This window comes from Paenibacillus sp. NPDC056722 (genome assembly GCF_042790635.1).
GTDB lineage: Bacteria > Bacillota > Bacilli > Paenibacillales > Paenibacillaceae > Paenibacillus_AQ > Paenibacillus_AQ agri.
In genome coordinates, this window is sequence record NZ_JBHTYV010000011.1 from 78281 (window position 1) to 96383 (window position 18103).

Annotated in this window: 17 protein-coding genes; 5 read left to right on the forward strand and 12 right to left on the reverse strand. The window is 43.4% G+C overall.

From position 1 onward, the window contains the following. Together ACFRAM_RS22290 and ACFRAM_RS22295 are read right to left on the reverse strand one after the other, a co-directional pair. Entirely contained in the window at positions 1 to 855 is an 855-nt protein-coding gene (locus ACFRAM_RS22290; RefSeq protein ID WP_379468180.1) for an NAD-dependent epimerase/dehydratase family protein, read from the reverse strand. Between the two features lie 61 nt (positions 856 to 916). Then, on the reverse strand, positions 917 to 2182 hold the full coding sequence (locus ACFRAM_RS22295; RefSeq protein ID WP_379468182.1) for an MFS transporter: 1266 nt from the start codon (positions 2180 to 2182) through the stop codon (positions 917 to 919). A 131-nt stretch (positions 2183 to 2313) separates the two neighbouring features. On the opposite strand from ACFRAM_RS22295, the gene pdxR reads away from it, so the two are divergent. Beyond that, positions 2314 to 3717, forward strand: a complete 1404-nt coding sequence (pdxR, locus tag ACFRAM_RS22300; protein ID WP_379468184.1) for a MocR-like pyridoxine biosynthesis transcription factor PdxR — start codon at positions 2314 to 2316, stop codon at positions 3715 to 3717. 67 nt (positions 3718 to 3784) lie between these two features. Here pdxR and ACFRAM_RS22305 read toward each other — a convergent pair whose 3' ends face one another. The 4 genes from ACFRAM_RS22305 to ACFRAM_RS22320 form a co-directional block, all read right to left on the reverse strand. Further along, positions 3785 to 4822 (reverse strand): sensor histidine kinase, encoded by a 1038-nt coding sequence (locus ACFRAM_RS22305; protein WP_379468186.1) that lies wholly within the window; start codon positions 4820 to 4822, stop codon positions 3785 to 3787. 4 nt (positions 4823 to 4826) lie between these two features. After that, positions 4827 to 5519 (reverse strand): response regulator transcription factor, encoded by a 693-nt coding sequence (locus ACFRAM_RS22310; RefSeq protein WP_379468189.1) that lies wholly within the window; start codon positions 5517 to 5519, stop codon positions 4827 to 4829. A 6-nt stretch (positions 5520 to 5525) separates the two neighbouring features. Further along, complete coding sequence (locus ACFRAM_RS22315; RefSeq protein WP_379468191.1) at positions 5526 to 5993, reverse strand: DoxX family membrane protein; 468 nt, start codon at positions 5991 to 5993, stop codon at positions 5526 to 5528. A gap of 65 nt (positions 5994 to 6058) precedes the next feature. After that, the gene (locus ACFRAM_RS22320) at positions 6059 to 6901 is read right to left on the reverse strand and encodes a DM13 domain-containing protein (protein ID WP_379468193.1); all 843 of its coding nucleotides are present in this window, start codon (positions 6899 to 6901) and stop codon (positions 6059 to 6061) included. A gap of 1092 nt (positions 6902 to 7993) precedes the next feature. On the opposite strand from ACFRAM_RS22320, the gene ACFRAM_RS22325 reads away from it, so the two are divergent. The 3 genes from ACFRAM_RS22325 (at position 7994) to rplD (ending at position 10151) form a co-directional block, all read left to right on the forward strand. Next, a complete protein-coding gene (locus ACFRAM_RS22325; protein WP_379468195.1) occupies positions 7994 to 9034 on the forward strand; it encodes a Cfr family 23S rRNA (adenine(2503)-C(8))-methyltransferase in 1041 nt (346 codons plus the stop codon). Further along, the gene (locus tag ACFRAM_RS22330; RefSeq protein WP_379468197.1) at positions 9031 to 9300 is read left to right on the forward strand and encodes a CD3324 family protein; all 270 of its coding nucleotides are present in this window, start codon (positions 9031 to 9033) and stop codon (positions 9298 to 9300) included. The genes ACFRAM_RS22325 and ACFRAM_RS22330 overlap by 4 nt, the downstream gene beginning before the upstream one ends. Positions 9301 to 9521: 221 nt before the next feature. After that, entirely contained in the window at positions 9522 to 10151 is a 630-nt protein-coding gene (gene rplD, locus ACFRAM_RS22335) for a 50S ribosomal protein L4 (protein ID WP_379468199.1), read from the forward strand. Positions 10152 to 10290: 139 nt separating this feature from the next. Here rplD and ACFRAM_RS22340 read toward each other — a convergent pair whose 3' ends face one another. Continuing rightward, a complete protein-coding gene (locus ACFRAM_RS22340; protein ID WP_379468204.1) occupies positions 10291 to 10887 on the reverse strand; it encodes a TetR/AcrR family transcriptional regulator in 597 nt (198 codons plus the stop codon). A 232-nt stretch (positions 10888 to 11119) separates the two neighbouring features. On the opposite strand from ACFRAM_RS22340, the gene gap reads away from it, so the two are divergent. Further along, positions 11120 to 12130, forward strand: coding sequence for a type I glyceraldehyde-3-phosphate dehydrogenase (gene gap / locus ACFRAM_RS22345; RefSeq protein ID WP_379468206.1), 1011 nt, complete (start codon positions 11120 to 11122; stop codon positions 12128 to 12130). Positions 12131 to 12259: 129 nt separating this feature from the next. On the opposite strand, the gene ACFRAM_RS22350 is transcribed toward gap, so the two are convergent. The 5 genes from ACFRAM_RS22350 to ACFRAM_RS22370 all read right to left on the reverse strand — a co-directional run bounded on the left by ACFRAM_RS22350 (position 12260) and on the right by ACFRAM_RS22370 (position 18068). Further along, positions 12260 to 13672, reverse strand: a complete 1413-nt coding sequence (locus ACFRAM_RS22350) for a Sapep family Mn(2+)-dependent dipeptidase (protein WP_379468209.1) — start codon at positions 13670 to 13672, stop codon at positions 12260 to 12262. Positions 13673 to 13705: 33 nt separating this feature from the next. Further along, positions 13706 to 14551, reverse strand: coding sequence for a carbohydrate ABC transporter permease (locus tag ACFRAM_RS22355; RefSeq protein WP_379468211.1), 846 nt, complete (start codon positions 14549 to 14551; stop codon positions 13706 to 13708). Between the two features lie 2 nt (positions 14552 to 14553). Beyond that, positions 14554 to 15426 (reverse strand): carbohydrate ABC transporter permease, encoded by an 873-nt coding sequence (locus ACFRAM_RS22360; protein ID WP_379468214.1) that lies wholly within the window; start codon positions 15424 to 15426, stop codon positions 14554 to 14556. 94 nt (positions 15427 to 15520) lie between these two features. Further along, entirely contained in the window at positions 15521 to 16786 is a 1266-nt protein-coding gene (locus ACFRAM_RS22365; protein ID WP_379468216.1) for an ABC transporter substrate-binding protein, read from the reverse strand. Positions 16787 to 16892: 106 nt separating this feature from the next. Further along, entirely contained in the window at positions 16893 to 18068 is a 1176-nt protein-coding gene (locus ACFRAM_RS22370; protein WP_379468326.1) for an acyl-CoA dehydrogenase family protein, read from the reverse strand. Positions 18069 to 18103 lie beyond the last annotated feature (35 nt).

An 18103-nucleotide genomic window follows, 5' to 3' on the forward strand; every position in this document is an offset into this window, starting at 1 on the left:
TTAGCTCAACACTTGTACAAATCCCGTTCTCCAAGTCGGATATTTCGGCTCCCAGCCATACTCATTCCGTGCCTTGGCATTCGAAGCCCCGCGCTCCCAGCCGGCACCGCCCGCTTGAACTTCAGGTACAGGCGCATGTAAAGCTTCAGCATAGACAGGAACCCACGACGTACCTGATGCAGGCTCATCATCTACAATGTTCAAAGTTCCTGCCTGCCAATTCAAGGCCAGGAAGGCCGCTTCTGCCGCATCTTCGACATGTACGAAAGAGGACACTCCGTCTGTTGCGGGCAGCTCGCTGTTCCGCGCTTTTTCTGCCATCACGCCCCTAATGTCATACCAGGTATCTGGTCCGTAAAGTGAACCGTAACGGAGAATCACGTGATCTGGAATCTCTGCAACCGCGCCTTCAAGTGCGATAATCCCATCAATTGTTGTTTTCCGTGGCGAAGGTGCTTGGATATCCAAGGAGACTTCTTCCGTAGCAGGGGAATCGCCCGGTTCGTAAGCCCAAGAGATGCTCTGAGCGATGATTTTTTTAACGCCCGCCTGCTTAGCAGCATCCACTAGATTCCGGGTCCCTTCGATTCTAATCCGCGCATTATCCGCAGAGCTCCAATTACTGAGTGAGGTAAGCTGATGAATGACCACTTCCGGCTGGATCTCTCCAAGAGCTTTAATCATTCCCTCCCGGTCAAAGGCATCTGCAATGATAGACTTTGCGCCCAATGCTTCAATCTTCTTCTGTTGCTCCGGGTTATGCGTCATTCCAATCACTTCGTGACCAGCCTTCACTAACTTTGGAAGCAGAATACGTCCAATAACTCCGGTAGAACCAGCTACAAAAATTTTCATAATCGAAAAACCTCCAAATTTATATATGATTAAGTGCGATGTTCACCCATTACGGAGAAGCTTAGAACCTCGCTTTCTCTGTTTCTTTTCGCGAAACTATGAATAATTGAAGTATTAGCATAAGGAGTGAAACCAAGATCATGCCTAGTATCCCCAGACTGAACTCCCCCATACTGTCAAAAGCAAAGCCAATCAGGATCGGGCCTGCCGCTCCTATTAAATACCCCACCGATTGAGTCATCGCTGCCCAAGAGGCCGCTTCTTCAGGACTTGACGCTGCTTCAATTGGAAGCAAATTACCTAGAGCAAATAACATCCCCGAGCCAAATCCGCAGAGGAGAACCGCTGGCCAATACAGTATGGAACTGAAAAGAAAGGCAAGACCGATCCCCTGCATGGAAGTCGAGACCAACAGCCATGTCCGCCGGGACGGGAAGCGGCGTAGCAGCATCTGTAGCATAAGCCCGCTCGGAATTTGAACCACAGCAAACACCGTCAGCATCATCCCTGCATGCAAATGTGAATCCCCTGCGTTAATCAGGATCAGCGGCAACCAACTCATGATGGAGTAAAAAACCATAGCCAAGAGTCCAAAATGGATGGAAAGCAGCCACGCCTTCTTATTTTTCCACGGTAATTTCGATGTCCCAGGTACAGCCGCCACCTCAGTGCGAACATTGCTACACCGCAGAATTCCCAACCAAAACGGTACAGCCGCAATGGCCAGTATGGCCCAGAACGAAAGTGCCGTTTGCCACGAATGAAATTTGATTTGAAAAGGGGCAGAGAAACTGGAGCCCAGCGCCGCACCAAGCGATAATGCCATGGAATAGAGTGCAATCATAAGCGGCATCCTACCTGCCAAATGCTTTTTAATAAAGCCCGACAGCAAAGGTCCCATCGTTGCGATTCCGACACCAGCTAATACAGTGGTTAAAAATAACAAGGCTTCGGTATGAACGACGATACGTAGCAAAGTACTTCCGCCAATCAGAACTAGCGACCAGGCAATCACCCGTTCATTTCCCAGCCGCTGGCCGAAACGAACAGACAATGGCGAGATAAGCCCCATACAGAGAACAGGGATCGAGACAAGCAAGCTGGCAGCTACACCGCTTATGCCGAGATCGTTTCGAATGCTTTCCAGAACGGGGGCGATGGAAGTAACCGCCGGACGCAAATTAAGTGATGCCATAAAAAGGGCTGCGACCGCCAACCAAGTAGCTACCTTACTATCCTTGCTATTCTTGCTTACCATCCGTTCGTTTACTGCATCGACATGATCTTGCCTCGAAGGTGCCCGGGGATTATTTTGTCGTTCACTCATCGGCTGATCTCTTCCTTCTGTAATAATTTCGTGCTGACAAGATTCATGTTAGCATGTTAAATTGGTATGAATAAGTACCACTTTACGCCAATATTGGTATACCAATTTCAACATAGGAAGGAGCGCTATGTATGACCGATTCCTTGGGGACTTTTATAGCCGATACAAAAACAAAACAAATCTATACGCTTCTCCGGGAACGTATTTTTTCAGGCAGATATGCAGCGGGAAGCAGCCTCCCGTCAACGCGGGATCTGGCAAGTGAATTAGGGGTGTCGCGGGCTCTTATCGTCGAAGTGTATGAACAGCTCATCGCCGAAGGTTATTTGGAAGGTCGCCAAGGATCCGGTACCTATGTCTTGGATTTAGGAGCAAGCAGGCCGGTTCAGGCGCAGTCCATAGATCCAGAGTCTTCAAATGAAATGACTTCTCCAGAACTTGCACCTTCTTTCAACGGCATTGATTTTCGTCCGAGCTTTCCTTCACTTGAACATATCCCGCATAAAAAGTGGAAAGAAGTTACGCTGAGCGTCTATGATCAGGCCTACGCTTCTAATTTTGGTTATGATGAAGATCCGGCAGGTAATAGGCTGCTTCGGGCAAATATTTGCCGCTATCTACTGGATGCCAAAGGAATACAATGTTCACCTTCGCAGGTGATCGTGACAGCCGGAGCTACCCAGGCCATCTCCTTACTATGCAAACTTTTATTAAATCCGGAAGACGCAGTAGCAATAGAAGATCCTACCGCCAGCTTCATCCATAGTATTTTTGCTGCAACTGGTGCCGACATTATCCCCGTTCCCGTCGATGATCACGGCTTGTGTGTCGAAGGCTTGCCAACTCATGTACAACCTAAGTGCATCTTCGTTACACCTTCACACCAGTTCCCATTCGGTAGCATCCTGTCCATCAGCAGACGTATTCAACTACTCGACTACGCCCGGCAAACCGGAAGCTATATTATCGAAGACGATTACGACAGTGAATTCCGTTATGCCGGAATGCCGGTTCATGCCCTCAGAGAGCTCGACTCCGAGCAAGTAGTCTATGTTGGGACTTTCAGCAAAAATTTATATCCATCACTACGCTTAGGTTATATGGTAGTTCCCCAGGAATTAATCGACCCTCTGCTTCGGCTAAAGCGAATGACGGACATGCAATGTCCGACCTTGTCCCAAATCACACTAGCGCGGTTTATCGCCGACCGCCATCTGGAACGTCACATCACCCGTATGAAGCGTATTTACGGTAAAAGACGGAAGCGACTCATCTCCGCTCTGACGGAAGCATTTGGCCACAAAGTGAATATTTCAGGTGATGCTGCAGGCTTGCATCTAGTTACCAAATTGCCCGGACGCCAGTTTGATTCGCTAACTGCTGCGCAGCTTGAAGAACGGAATATTAAAATTTATCCTGCAGAGAGATATACCATCGCCAAAGGAAAATACGAAGAGAGTCTGATTATGGGGTTCGGTAATGTAACGGAGTCACAAATTGCGGAGGGAATCAGAACGATTGCCGATTTATTATAACTTTATCTTGTTGCACGAACACACGAAACCGCGGCTGCCAAGAAGAACAGATCTAGGCTGCCGCGGCTTACACCCGTTGATTCGGAATCTGAACAATAAAAGTACTTCCTATCCCTTGGCCCGAAGACACGGTCAGTTTGCCATGGATGAATTCGGTCAGCTCCTTGGCAATCGCAAGTCCTAATCCAGAGCCACCGTACTGCTGATTTCGGGATTTTTCAACACGATAAAATCGTTCGAAAATTCTTTCCAGTTCATCTTCAGAAATTCCAATTCCTTCGTCTTTAACTTCCATATACGTGAACGTATTATCACAATAGATATGAAGCTTAATACTGGTTCCTGGTTTGGAGAATTTGATAGCATTTCCTACTAAATTATATAGAATCCGTTGAATACACACTTTGTCTGTTACAACAGATACACAGTCCTCGTTAATTTGTACATCAATTAGCCGGTTCTCTCGCGAGATTTGGGCTTCAAATGCTTGCAAGGTATCCAGGATCAGCTGATCAATCCACACAACTTCCGGCTTATAAGCTATTTCCTTATCGTCTATGGCCGCGATAGCCAATAGCTCATTGGCAAATGAAACCACCCGCTCCGTTTGCTTCCCAATTCCAAGCAAATAGTTCCGAACCTCGGCGGGATCAGTGACCACCTCATCGACCAGAGCCTCCGAGTAAGACCGGATAGAGGCAATTGGGGTTTTAATATCATGGGATAGATTAGCAATCAGTTCATTCCGGCGGCGTTCTTCGTCCTGAAGGGCTTTGATTTTCGCTTTAATTTCAAGTCCCATATCGTTCATCGATTCAGCAAGCTCTCTAAGCTCCACTACCCGGCTCTTATTTAAATGCTGATCATAGTGCCCTCTGGAGATCCCCTGACTCTGCCGGTTCAACTGGGCAATATTCCGTGTCATAGGGAAGATAAACAGTGAATTAATCAACAATGACAGTACACTGGACGAAACCGTAATCATCATTGCCATCCTGAGCCTGTCATAGTCCAGGAACATCTGTTTATACGCAACAAATAGCAGCAGTGTCACGATGATTAAACTAATCAGATACGATAAAAAAACCAATGTCCGCAGCTTCATGACACTACTCTCCTTCTCTTTTGAACTGATATCCCAGACCCCACACGGTTTTAATGAATATCGGCTCCTGACCGGCTTTTGAAGCGATCTTCTCCCGCAAATGATGGATATGAACATTGACGGTATTGGCGTCCTCATAGTATTCATAACCCCATACTTCTTTCAATAATTCCGACTTTGGAATAACGCGATGCTTCTCCTGAACAAGAAACCACAACAGATCAAATTCTTTATTGGTGAGATCAAGCGTCTCTCCATAAAGCTTTGCCACCCGCTCTTCCCGGTTCAGATACAATTCCCCTTCATTAAGGATGGCTACTCGAGGCTTCGACTTTTGGGATCGCTTGATAATATTTTTTATGCGGAAAACAAGCTCTCGCGGGCTGAATGGCTTGGTCATATAATCATCTGCCCCTAAAGTCAGCCCGTATAACGTGTCTTTCTCCTGATTTAGAGCAGTCAAAATTAAAAACGGAATATCTAAACCTTGATTTTGGAGCGACTCTATGAATTCATAGCCATTCATTTTAGGCATCATCACATCAATGATTATAAAATCGATAGCATGGTTATGAACAACATGCATAGCTTCTTCTCCATTGCTCGCCGTATATACCCTATAGCCATCATTCTGTAAATATAACTTACAAACATCTACTATGGGTTGTTCGTCATCAACGATCAATATGGATAACAACGATGATCACATCCTTTTTTCTACACCATTCCAGTCTTTCCGCCATTTCGCATAAAGCCAGCGTTCCACACTCACGTAAGCTGTAAACCTCTTCCCCGTAAGAAGTAAGGTTGCCATAAGTATATCTGTCGGATAGGTAAATATCATATCAGCCAATATATAATTAGCATTCACGAACACCGACATGACTAGCGCAGGTACAATAAATAAACCCGCTATAAGCCCAATCCCGATCAGGATTTCACCCCAAGGGATTACAACATCGAAGACTCCTGAAAAGGGACTAACGACGTGACTGAAAAATGCTTTGTACCATTCAGGAGAATCATGATTTGCTGCAATGACCGGGATTAAGCTTTCAACGCCAAAACCGCCTGAAAGCTTATCATAACCGGATTTAAGCCACATCCAGCCGAACAGAACACGAATTACACTTAATATCCAGCCGGCTATTTTTTGAGTAGCCTTTATCATTACTATAATCTCCTTTTAAAAAAGGTACCATCCTCAAAATAAGTATGGTACCCATCCTATTTATTTTAGCTGAGATCTGCTGTGCCAAATACCACGTGGGCTTTATCGCAGTAGATCACAATGGAATCATAATCATTCAGATTGGCTCCCGCCAGGTCGAAGGTCTGCTCACTCTTTTCCAGATCAATTTTGCCCAAGCTCTTACCCATCTGCACATCTTTGCCCTTCGTTAGGTAGATATGGAGGTCTGGACCTTTAGACGTTTTGAAGTTCGTCAGCATGACCTTGCCATCCTTGATTTCTACATTACCTTCAGATATTTGCTTGTTGCTGCCGCTCAGCATGCCCGTCTTCGTGACCATTGCCGAAGATGTCGCTGGTTTATCCATTGGTGTATCTGTCAAATCTGCTGCCCCGAACGTAACATGGGCTTTATCACAGTAAATAATAATAGAGTCATAATCGTTCAGATTGGCTCCCGCCAGATCGAAGGTCTGCTCGCTCTTTTCCAGGTCAATCTTGCCCAAGCTCTTACCCGTCTGCACGTCTTTTCCCTTCGTCAGGTAGATGTGGAGGTCTGGACCTTTCGAGGTTTTAAAATTCGTCAACATGACCTTGCCATCCTTGATTTCCACATTACCTTCAGATATTTGCTTGTTGCTGCCGCTGAGCATGCCGTACTTCACCATCATTGCAGTAGTTTCCTGACTGTTCCCTGCATTGGTATTAGAAGCTGCTTTATCAGGTGAATCAGAGCCCGGCATGGCGGTTGCCGTCGCTGTTGCGGCCGCATTCCCAGTAGTGGATGTGTTAGTTGCTTTGTTAGATGCTGTGTTAGCTGCTCCGCATCCCGCCAAAGCTATGGATAAGGTCACTATTGCTGTTGTTGTCGCTAAAAATTTCATCATTCGTCATCTCCTCAGTAGTTTTATGATTCTGTATTTTGCTTACAGTTGAATTGTAGAACAAGCCTTTTGCAATTGTAATTAAACGCCCATTACAACTTTCTTAATTAAGTATTAAGTCTTCTATAACAAAAATTCTTCAGGGTTCCTATATAAGACGAATTTTAGATTCTCACTCAAGGCTTGGTCGTCACTACGGTGGAATGTTTGGACTTCCGGCCGTTGTTGTCTCCAGATTTTTCTGATTATACCGCTATTCGCGGATAAAATCCGGAGACAGCCTGTGCTTCCGATGCGAGCTTTCCTGCAGAAAGCTTTCAGACGAGCGCTACGCTCCTACAGTTCCAAACCTCCCCCTTCGTTCCTCCCCGCCCTCTGTTAATTTCTTTCATTCGTCTTATATAGATTGAAAAAAAAAGGTTGCTGTGCTAAACTATCAGCAACTTTGTTGACAGGGGTTGAGGAGAGTAATGTAAAATTTCTTGCTTAGTTAGAGAAGATAAAACATCATTTGTTTTATTCTTTTTAGGCAAGGAAGTTACTTATTCTCTTCACTCAAAGTTATACATTACTAATCCAGTCACGCTTTTAAGGAATAGTGTATTTATTTGGGCTACAAGAAGGGAAACTTTCTTGTAGCCCATTTTGTTTTGCAAGATATCACCACTGAAATTGTGAGTCTGTAATACAGCAATAGACTTTTATCTTAAGGAGGCTTTCAAAATGTTTGAGGTTGTACATGTACAAGTGAACTGTTCATTATCCGTTGGCACGGTTCACGATCACAATAAACGGATGCCGGAGCATTTTCCATCTATTGATAGATGCACATAGCAACTTAGCTACAAGCTTCGTGGATTATAACTATATAAATTGAACCTAAGATCTTTATACGGAGCAAGAACGTCATTACGGGAAATGTTTGGACTTTCGGCCGCTGTTGTCTCCAGATTTCTTTTATTTGTACCGCTCCTACAGTTCCAAACTTTCCCTTCAATCCTTTCTCCTTTTTGATTTTCCAGTTCAATCTATATAGTTGGTCAATGTTCATGTTCGATATAGGACATTTTCTCCGGCTCAAGAGGAGAAAAGCACATGAAATCAACTTCGAAATACGAAATGATACAGCAAATATTGGCCGGCTTAAAACAGCCCGCATATCGTTTTCAACAAATTGCGGACGCAATTTTTAAGCAAAGAATCGGCGAGTATGATCGAATGACTATACTACCCAAAGCGATAAGAAAGGAATTAATTAAACATCTTGGTGAACAGGTTTTGGGCTTAACCCCAGTCATTCAAAAAACATCTGCACAAGTGAACAAGGTGCTTTTTGCTATTCAAGGCGGTGAACATATTGAAGCCGTTCAATTATGCTATGAGCGCGGTTGGAAATCCTATTGTATTTCCAGTCAGTGCGGATGCGGGTATGGCTGTAGCTTCTGTGCTACGGGGACAATTGGATTGAAGCGAAATCTAACAGCTGATGAAATAACCGATCAATTGTTATATTTCCATCTAAACGCTCATGTCTTGGATAGTGTTTCATTTATGGGCATGGGCGAAGCGTTAGCCAATCCCAACATCTTCGACACGCTCAAGATGCTAACGGATCCACAGATTTTCGCCTTAGGCCATCGAAGAATTACTGTTTCTACCATCGGAATCCTGCCGGGTATCGAGCGTCTGACTACGGAATTCCCGCAGGTTAACCTTACTTTCTCGCTGCACTCTCCAATCGACGAGCAACGCAGTAAGTTAATGCCTATTAACAATCGATTTCCTCTTAATGATGTGTTGAACCAACTGGATCAGCACATTTGCGCTACAGGCAGAAAAGTATATATTGCCTATATTTTGCTTCGCGGAGAGAACGACTCCAATGAGCATGCAGAAGCTATGGCTGCTTTGTTAAAGAACAGAGGGCCGTGGGAACATTTATATCATGTTAATCTGATCCCCTACAATGCAACCGACGTAACGCCTGAGAGCTTTCGTCAATCGGACAAGGAGCGTGTACAAAGCTTTGTCAGTATCCTGAAATCAAAAGGAATTAAAGTCACTGTGCGGACGCAATTCGGAACGGACATTGATGCAGCATGCGGACAACTCTACGGAAGGGGTGAAAGTACATGAGGTATATCAACGCTAATAAAATTCTTCCAAAAGAATTAATTTTAAAATTGCAGGATTTTGTTCATGGTGAGTACATCTACATTCCCGCAATAGAAGATCAGCATAAACATTGGGGTGAACGGTCTGGCTCGCGAGAAGAGATTGATAACCGGAATCTTGAAATCATAGAAGCCTATACTTCCGGTTCTTCGATTCAAGATCTTGCCGAAGTTTACTGTCTTTCTGTTTATGCTATAAGAAAGATAATTTATAACAAATCAGACTAAATGCATAATCAATTTCGCCATCGCCACGCCCTAGCTTCAGGGCTGCGGTGGCTTTTTTATTACAGCTAATCCTCGTTGTTATACCAAATAATACAGAGCCATTTTGTGTATAGTTTATGTGATTTTTATCTGTTAACCTTACAAATATCGTTATTAATTCGATTAAAGTCACTGATATTTTCAAACCTATCGTGACTGTTTACAGTCTGGAGGAAAGAACAATGTTGAAGGTCAAAGTTTTTGATATGGGGGGTAATATTGTTGATGAAATGGAGCTTGAAGAATCCGTTTTCGGTATCATTCCCAATGAGTCTGTTATGCATGAAGCAGTTGTTAACTATCTGGCAAATCAACGCAGAGGAACACAATCCGCATTAACACGCGGTGAAGTTCGAGGAGGTGGCCGAAAACCGTATAAGCAGAATAAAATCGACAGATCTAGAGCAGGTTCGATTCGTATGCCGCATTGGCGTGGCGGAGGCGTTGTATTCGCTCCCAAACCTCGTGACTACAGCTACAAACTTAATAAAAAGGTTAAGCGACTTGCTATTAAATCTGCGCTATCCAGTAAAGTACAGAACCAGGAACTTATTGTTGTTGATGAGATCAAATTAGACAATTACAGAACAAAATCTATCGTCTCTATGCTTAATGCCCTTGGAGCAAATAAAAAATCCCTGATCGTTAAACCATCGATGGACCCTATTGTATTTAAAAGCGCCAATAACATACCTGGTGTAGAAACTGCCGTAGCTGATTCCCTTAATGTATATACCATTTTGAAGTATGAGAAATTAATAATTACGAAAGCAGCTATGAATATGATTACGGAAATGTACTCTTCATTTTAGGTCTGTTACATTAATGTCTAAATAAAAAAAGTACATTAGATATACTATCTAATGTACTTTCATCAAACGTTGATTTTATATCGCTATTCAGAGAAGTTTTAACGTTCTCGGTCATATCCTCGTTATATTCTGGTCAGTACTAGGTCTTTAAACAACAATTCTGCAAATAGGACGCAAAGCATGCTGTATTGATTTGCATATGCTTGTTATCCCCATCCAGCTTGCTGAGCAAAATGCCTCCTTCGAGCAAAGAAAAGGCAAATGAAGCAAGGGCCTCCGCATCAAGGTCTTCCTTAAACTCCCCACTATTCATCCCGTCAAGAATGATGCTCTTCATCATATCCAAATAGGTATGCAGCCCTTGCCTTGCCCGGTCACGAAGCTCCGTATGCGTATCGTCACTTTCCACTGCTGTATTCTGCATGGGGCATCCGCCAACAAATGGTGGATTATCAACAACATCCTCATACACACGAAAAAATGCAAGTAACCGCCCTGACGCAGACTGCTCTCGGTCGACCGCCTCGGCAAATTTCCCGCTAACCAAACTGGCAGCGTAATTGTAGGCTTCAAGCGCAATCTCATCTTTACTTGTAAAATGCCGATAGATGCCCCCCTTCTTAATTCCGGTGTCAGCAATAATATCGTTTAACGATGTACCGGCATATCCTCTCTGATTAAAGATTGCTGCCGATTTCATAATAATGTGCTCTCTTGTTCGATCTCCTTTTTTCATGGGTTCCTCCGAATGACCTTATTCTAATGTAACATTATATCAAATTTTACGACCGAAGCCTTGCCAATGTCTAAAATCCTGATATAATAAAGATACCGATCGGTATCTTTTATCTTAAAACTAACCCATTCCAAAGGCAAGCTTGTTTGGCTTCGGTTCAGTGCTTACCTTTAAGTTCTATTGGACAAAATAATGTGGAATGGATTTCGAACGAAAACAGGAGGTTTATGCAATGAGTGTAAAAGTAGGCATTAACGGTTTTGGGCGGATCGGAAGACTCGCTTTTCGTCGAATTCAAGAGGTGGAAAATATCGAGGTTGTGGCCATAAACGACCTGACTGACGCAAAAATGCTGGCCCATCTGCTCAAATATGATACTACACAAGGCACTTTCCATGGTGATATCGAAGTTCATGATGGAGCTTTTACTGTTAACGGTCAAGAAATTAAAGTGCTGGCTAACCGTAACCCTGAAGAAATCCCTTGGGGCGAGCTTGGCGTAGACATCGTGCTTGAATGTACAGGTTTCTTCACCACTAAAGAAAAGGCTGAGCTTCACCTGAAGGGCGGAGCAAAGAAAGTCGTTATCTCCGCTCCGGCAACAGGCGACATGAAGACCATCGTGTATAACGTAAACCATGAAACGCTGGACGGAACGGAAACCGTCATTTCCGGCGCTTCCTGTACTACGAACTGTCTGGCTCCTATGGCTAATGCTCTGAACAATAAGTTTGGCATTCAATCCGGGTTGATGACAACCGTTCACGCCTATACAGGTAACCAGAACACCCTTGACGCGCCGGATGCAAAAGGTGACTTCCGCGCAGCACGGGCGGCTGCAGAGAACATTGTTCCTTACTCCACCGGTGCGGCAAAAGCCATTGGCCTCGTTCTTCCCGAACTGAAGGGCAAGCTTGATGGTGCATCTCAACGTGTGCCTGTGGCAACAGGCTCTGTAACGGAACTCGTAGCCGTATTGAACACCACCGTGACCGTTGATGAAGTGAATGCCGCTATGAAAGAAGCATCTGATCCAGATACGTACGGATATACAGAAGACCAAATCGTCTCTTCCGATGTGAAGGGGATGACATTCGGGTCCCTTTTTGATGCCACGCAAACAAAAGTTCTAACTGTAGGCGACCAACAACTGGTGAAAACCGTAGCCTGGTACGATAATGAAATGTCTTACACCGCTCAACTGGTTAGAACATTAGAATATTTCGCAAAAATCGCCAAGTAATAGATCCCGAACTTTCATTCGGACAAAATAGGTCATCGGTGTTCTCTCCTTATGGTATGGCTGTCGCTTATCCTTTCGGAGGTACCGATGACTCTTCCTTTTTAAATTGCGAATTTTTCTGGCGTATTGTTATCCCACTTGATACAACTCATTTAACTCTAATAACGCTACAATATAAATCTTTAACGCAGTGATCAGATTAGGAATGGACTGCACCTCATCCGGGCCGTGAATTTGACCATGACCAGGAGGCAGATTAAGCGATGAAAAATCAGTCGGTAAACCAGGGCCAAAACCTACCGCGTGAGGCAGCTTTCTGGCATAAGTACCTCCACCCATTACAAAAGGCTCACCTTGCTCTCCTGTTACGGCTTGATAAACTTCCATGAGACGTTTTACCTCTGGCGTATCGGGGTCATAATAACTCGGCTCACTATCATGAATATTAGTCAGGGTAAAGCCACTTTCCTGTAACTGCTGCAGCAGCACCTCGGATGACTGATGAATAGGGTAGCGAATATTTAACTCCAACGCCAGCCGTCCATCCCGCCCTTGTAATAACGTTCCGACACAGGTTAAAGCTCCAGAAAGCTTATCCTCACAATGGATGTCTAATGCCTTTCCATCATAATGCTTGCAAATATCATAAATTTTCTCAAGTTGCTTGTGTGTAGACTCCTCAAACCATGCAATTCGCAGCAATGGCTCAAGAAGGACTGCTATCGCATTACTTGTCCCTTCAGGAAATGCGGCATGCCCGGACTTGCCGACTGCGAATAATGTAATCTCTTCTTCCGTCTGACTATACTGAATATGAGATGGCAGGTGGTTTAGCTTGGCAACCGCTGCTTCATCACGCCGCACAATAAGCTCAGCATAACCAGGCACACTATTAGAAGCCACTCCCCCCTGTATACGAAGGATAGATGAATCAGCAATATCACAGTTTAAGGTAACAGAGAGCATTCCCTTTTCTCCATAACAGACCGGAAATCCGCTATCCGCCACAATATTAAAGTCAGGGACATGATAATGCTCACGATAATACGCAACATCAAGCATACCTATTTCCTCGCCACTTCCGACAATATGCTGCAGTTGATAGTTTAACGGGATACCCAGCTCCTGAATAAATCTGAGTGCATAAAGAACGGCAATGACAGCACCTTTATTATCTTGTACACCTCTGCCGATAAGAAAACTGTCCTTTTGCGTACAAAAAAAGGGCGGGTAGCTCCACCCCTCTCCTGCAGGAACAACATCGACATGTCCCCAAATGCCTACAGTTCGCTTGGTCTCATCACCCATGCTAATTACTGCGCAATAATACTCCCGGTTAAACGTTTGCAAGCCATAGCGTTGACCTAAATTCAATATGTACTCAATAGCCTCCGCACACTTTTCCCCGAATGGATAAGGAGAGGATGGATCATAGCTGGCTACACTTGGAATATTTACTAATCCGGCAATGTCTTCTAATAGCTCTGTCTTATGCTTCTCAATCCATTGTTCAATCTGCTCTTCAATAACTAAACCTCTCATTAACTTCCCCCCGCTCTTGGAGTGTCTTGTGCATTATCCTTTAATTGCACCTTCTGTTAGTCCCGCGATAATGTACTTCTGACCGGCTGCATAGATCACGATAATAGGCAACATCGCCATTAAATACGAAGTGAAGGCCATGGTGTAATTGAAGGAATATTCGGTCTTAAAGTTATATTGAAATAGGGGGAGTGTCCAGAACTCCTTCGCTTTATTCAAAATTAGTAATGGAAGCATAAAATCATTCCAGAACCATAATGAATCCATAATGATAAGCGTCACTAGCATCGGCATAATTAAACGTAATGTAACAAGATAATAGATTTGAAAGGTGCTGCAGCCATCAATTCGTGCCGCCTCTTCAATTTCGGTAGGCATTCCTTCAATATAATTGACGAGCAGAAATACCCCTCTTGTTAAGCTAAGCGCTCCATATAATAAAATGAGTCCAAACGGATTTAATAGATCCATATTGGTCATGATTTTAGTTAAAGGAAGCATAATTACTTGAAAGGGCACAAACAATCCTAACAGAATATAGAGATATAGAAATTTATAATATTTTTTATGACGATTACGGGCAATAGCATAAGAAACGGTAGGATTAATGACGAGAACTATGAATACAGATCCGACTGTAATCAAGGCCGTATTCCATACCACTCTCCAGTAATTTCCTTTAGACAGCAACTCTGCGTAATTCGAAAAATTCAATGCTTTGGGAAAACTGAAAAAACCTTTACCAGCTTCTTCTAATGTCTTAAAGGAATTAATGATAACAAGATACATCGGCCCCAATATAATGATGATTCCAATAAGTAAAATGATATTTCGGAGAATACGCCAGCCAAGCCCTTCTTTTCGTATCGATACATTCATACTTAATGGACACCACCTTTACGTGTTAATTTAATTTGGATAAAAGATAACACCGCAATAACGATAAACAAGATAACTGATTCTGCATTAGCCATCGCAAACTTTAAGTTCTGAAATGCATCATTATATATCATAATCCCAATAACATTGGTGGATTTTATTGGACCGCCACCTGTCAGGGTATAGGCATAGTCAAAGGAAGTGATACCTGATTTAATCGCAAGCACCATATTTACGGTAATCGTCGGAATTAGAAATGGAAATGTAATATAACGAAAACGGTTAAAGGTACTGGCCCCATCAATTCTGCCCGCTTCATACAGCTCGGAGGGAACCGATTGCAAACCTGCTATAAAGATAAGGGTCGGCAAGGCCACCGCCTGCCAAATGTTAACAATCACAACAGCAAACAAAGCATACTTGGGATGGGCTAAAGGACTTTGGAATAATTCCATAATGTTTAAGGCCTGACCAATCGGAGGAATGACTCGCACAAATATCTGGTCCCAAATTAAAGAAATGGTTACAGCACTAATGATGGCCGGCACGAAATATATCGACTTGGTAAAGGTTTGCAGCTTCTTAAGAGAATTTAAGCTTAAAGCTAAAATTAATGACAAACTCATTACTCCTGCTACAAGCATCACTGCATATTTTCCAGTAACTAATAATGAGTTCCTAAAATTCGGGTTATTCCATAGCTCCACATAGTTACTAAACCCTACATAATTGTAGCTAGAACTAATCCCATTCCAATCTGTAAAGCTATATTGAATACCTACAATAACTGCATAAGCAAAAAATAGTGTATACAGAATGATAGCCGGAACCGTGAATAAGAAATAAGTTGAGCGTTCTAGAAATTTGCCTATCATGCTGCACCTTCCTCATCTCATTGTTACGTGAAGCTTGTAAATAGGGAACGACAATTTGAATGCTCAAATTGTCGCTCCGTTCAAAGCTATTGATTTACTTAACAGCGTTAAGCTTGATCGTCTCATCAATGTTCTTGAGGTATTGTTCAGGCGTATCGTTATTAATGAGATAACCTTGAGTTGTACTATAAAGCTCCGTTACGATCGCACTTTGGAGCGTTGATGACATCCAGTCATGAACTCTACCATTGTCGATAAAATCAAGGATAGGCTGTAAATATTGATCGCCATAGGTTGTACCCTTAATAATGGAAGGTTCGCCAGATAGATCAGACCATTTCTGAGCAACCTCTGGTCGGGCAATATACTTTAAGAAGGTAAGCGCAGCTTCTTTTTCCTCAGGCTTTGCTTTTGCCGAGATAGATAGGGAAGCATTGACACCTGATAAAGCTGTCGTTGCATCTACAGTATCGTTGGGAAGTGGGAACGCACCGAATTTCAAATTAGGGTTAGCAAGCTTAATATTCCCACGTCCATATGAGCCAGAAATAATCATAGCGGCTTGACCATTAGCAAAGGCTTCTTGCATCATTTGAGCGCTCACACCAAAAGCATCCTTATTAGCATACTGCGTTAGTTCTTTGAGCTTCTTAGCAAATTCCAAGAATACCGGATTGCCTTCCACTTGACCTTCGCCCTTAGCCACTTTAACCATTTCTTCAACACCACCAGGTGCAAAAGCAATGTTCGTTGCTTGGAAGATATGACCTACATCCTTCAATGGAAGATAGAGCGGTGTAATGCCTTTGCTTTGGAATAGTTTGCAGGCTTCGATAAATTCAGCATAGGTGGTTGGGATTTTCACATGATTTTGTTCAAATAGATCGATATTATAGTACACTGCCATATAATTTCGAGCATACGGCAAAGAGTAGTATCCACCGTCATCTGCTGCAGTCATATCCAAATATTTTTCGTTAACATCTTTGATAAAAGGTTGATCGCTTAAGTTTTCGATATAGCCATTTTTCACTTTTTCCTTAAATTGAAGCTGTGTTGGGAAATCAGTGAATAGGGGTGGGATATCATTTGTTGCAAAACGGGAGGTTAATACTTTAACCGGGTCAGGTACGGTATTCATATTAATTACGATATTCGGATTTTCCTTTGTAAAATCAGCAATAATTTCGTGATAGGCATTTTGAATAGCTTCCTCACCCTGCTGCTGGAAAAACTCGATTTTAACAACATCGCTCTTGCTTGCATTTCCATTCTCTGCTACGTTTTCCTTCCCGCATGCCGTCAGAATTATGGACATTAATAACATAGCTGTAACAGACAGCTTTGCACTTCTTTTCATCTCTTTCTCCCCTATCTATATAAGACGAATTTAAGATTCTCACTTAAGGCTTGGCCGTCACTACGGTGAATATTTGGACTTCTGGTCGATGTTGTCCCCGGGGTACTTACTTCCCTAATGCACGATTCGCTAGATTCGTAATGACAACATCGTCCATTGGCGGATTATGAAGTCCTGCACGAACATCGCGATACATACGCTCCAGCGGGAAACTCTTAGAAAGGCTCAAGCCGCCTACAATTCTCATTGCGTGATCAACCACACGTAGTGCCGCATTGGTAGCAAGATGCTTGGCAACACCTAGCTCAATCTTCAAATTTTCGCGATTATCCGTTTCCTTATCCCAACGATCTGCAGTATCGTAAAGGAAGGTTCTTGCTGTAATTAAATCAAGTTCAATCTCTCCAATTAGACGCTTAATATTGGGCAATTCAGCGATTGGAACTTGTAATGAATTAGGCTGGTGGTTCGCTGCAAATGAAAGGGCGAAATCCCTGGCGCCATGTGCAATTCCGAGATAACAAGCTGGAATATGCAGCATGTTACCGTCTGTTGGAACAGGCTTGCGCAGCTGATCTTTTGCTTTTCCACGAATGAGATATCGGTCCGGAACAAATACCTCTTTCAATGCAATATCATGACTGCCTGTGGAACGCATGCCCATCGTATTCCATGTCTCCAGCACTGTGGCGCCATCGCCTGCTTCTACGAGAAATGATCCTACAGTATCGGTATCTGACATCGTAGCTGCAATAATAAACTTGTTAAGAATCGGACTTAACGTACAGTACGATTTCTGACCGGTTATCCGCCAGCCACCCTCAACTTTAACGGCTGTCGTCTCAGGCTTACCACCACGGGTCGGACTGCCCATTGCTCGCTCACTTACCAGTTCGTTCAATACTAGCCCATCATTTACAACCTCAAGGCATAGCTCACTAAAAAGCTCTTCTGGAATTGCACCTGATAGATGAAGCTGCTTCAATAAACCAATATGCCACCCGATTGCCAGTGCAGTGGAGCCGTCTCCTCTTGCCAGTCGCTCTTGAGAAAGAACCAGTTCATAAATCGATGCTTCCTCTCCTCCATATTGCTTTGGTACGGTAAGAGCAAGGTATCCGCTATCTCTTAACTCATTAAAATTCTCAAAGGGAAATGTTCCTTCAAGATCATGCTTAGGAGCTCGCTCTGCAAAAATCCCTGCCAGCTGATCTGCTCTTGCTGCAATTTTTGCTTCCCGCTCATTTCGTATAAAACGATCTGAAGAATCAGAGTATGTCATCATTAACAACTGCCTTTCTCATAATCCATAGTGGT

What these genes read in the sequence shown, in the direction of transcription:
- ACFRAM_RS22290 (WP_379468180.1), bottom strand. Translation starts at nt 855, where the DNA reads ATGAAAATTTTTGTAGCTGGTTCTACCGGAGTTATTGGACGTATTCTG.
- ACFRAM_RS22295 (WP_379468182.1), bottom strand. Translation starts at nt 2,182, where the DNA reads ATGAGTGAACGACAAAATAATCCCCGGGCACCTTCGAGGCAAGATCAT.
- pdxR (WP_379468184.1), top strand. Translation starts at nt 2,314, where the DNA reads ATGACCGATTCCTTGGGGACTTTTATAGCCGATACAAAAACAAAACAA.
- ACFRAM_RS22305 (WP_379468186.1), bottom strand. Translation starts at nt 4,822, where the DNA reads ATGAAGCTGCGGACATTGGTTTTTTTATCGTATCTGATTAGTTTAATC.
- ACFRAM_RS22315 (WP_379468191.1), bottom strand. Translation starts at nt 5,993, where the DNA reads ATGATAAAGGCTACTCAAAAAATAGCCGGCTGGATATTAAGTGTAATT.
- ACFRAM_RS22320 (WP_379468193.1), bottom strand. Translation starts at nt 6,901, where the DNA reads ATGATGAAATTTTTAGCGACAACAACAGCAATAGTGACCTTATCCATA.
- ACFRAM_RS22325 (WP_379468195.1), top strand. Translation starts at nt 7,994, where the DNA reads ATGAAATCAACTTCGAAATACGAAATGATACAGCAAATATTGGCCGGC.
- ACFRAM_RS22330 (WP_379468197.1), top strand. Translation starts at nt 9,031, where the DNA reads ATGAGGTATATCAACGCTAATAAAATTCTTCCAAAAGAATTAATTTTA.
- rplD (WP_379468199.1), top strand. Translation starts at nt 9,522, where the DNA reads ATGTTGAAGGTCAAAGTTTTTGATATGGGGGGTAATATTGTTGATGAA.
- ACFRAM_RS22340 (WP_379468204.1), bottom strand. Translation starts at nt 10,887, where the DNA reads ATGAAAAAAGGAGATCGAACAAGAGAGCACATTATTATGAAATCGGCA.
- gap (WP_379468206.1), top strand. Translation starts at nt 11,120, where the DNA reads ATGAGTGTAAAAGTAGGCATTAACGGTTTTGGGCGGATCGGAAGACTC.
- ACFRAM_RS22350 (WP_379468209.1), bottom strand. Translation starts at nt 13,672, where the DNA reads ATGAGAGGTTTAGTTATTGAAGAGCAGATTGAACAATGGATTGAGAAG.
- ACFRAM_RS22355 (WP_379468211.1), bottom strand. Translation starts at nt 14,551, where the DNA reads ATGAATGTATCGATACGAAAAGAAGGGCTTGGCTGGCGTATTCTCCGA.
- ACFRAM_RS22360 (WP_379468214.1), bottom strand. Translation starts at nt 15,426, where the DNA reads ATGATAGGCAAATTTCTAGAACGCTCAACTTATTTCTTATTCACGGTT.
- ACFRAM_RS22365 (WP_379468216.1), bottom strand. Translation starts at nt 16,786, where the DNA reads ATGAAAAGAAGTGCAAAGCTGTCTGTTACAGCTATGTTATTAATGTCC.
- ACFRAM_RS22370 (WP_379468326.1), bottom strand. Translation starts at nt 18,068, where the DNA reads ATGACATACTCTGATTCTTCAGATCGTTTTATACGAAATGAGCGGGAA.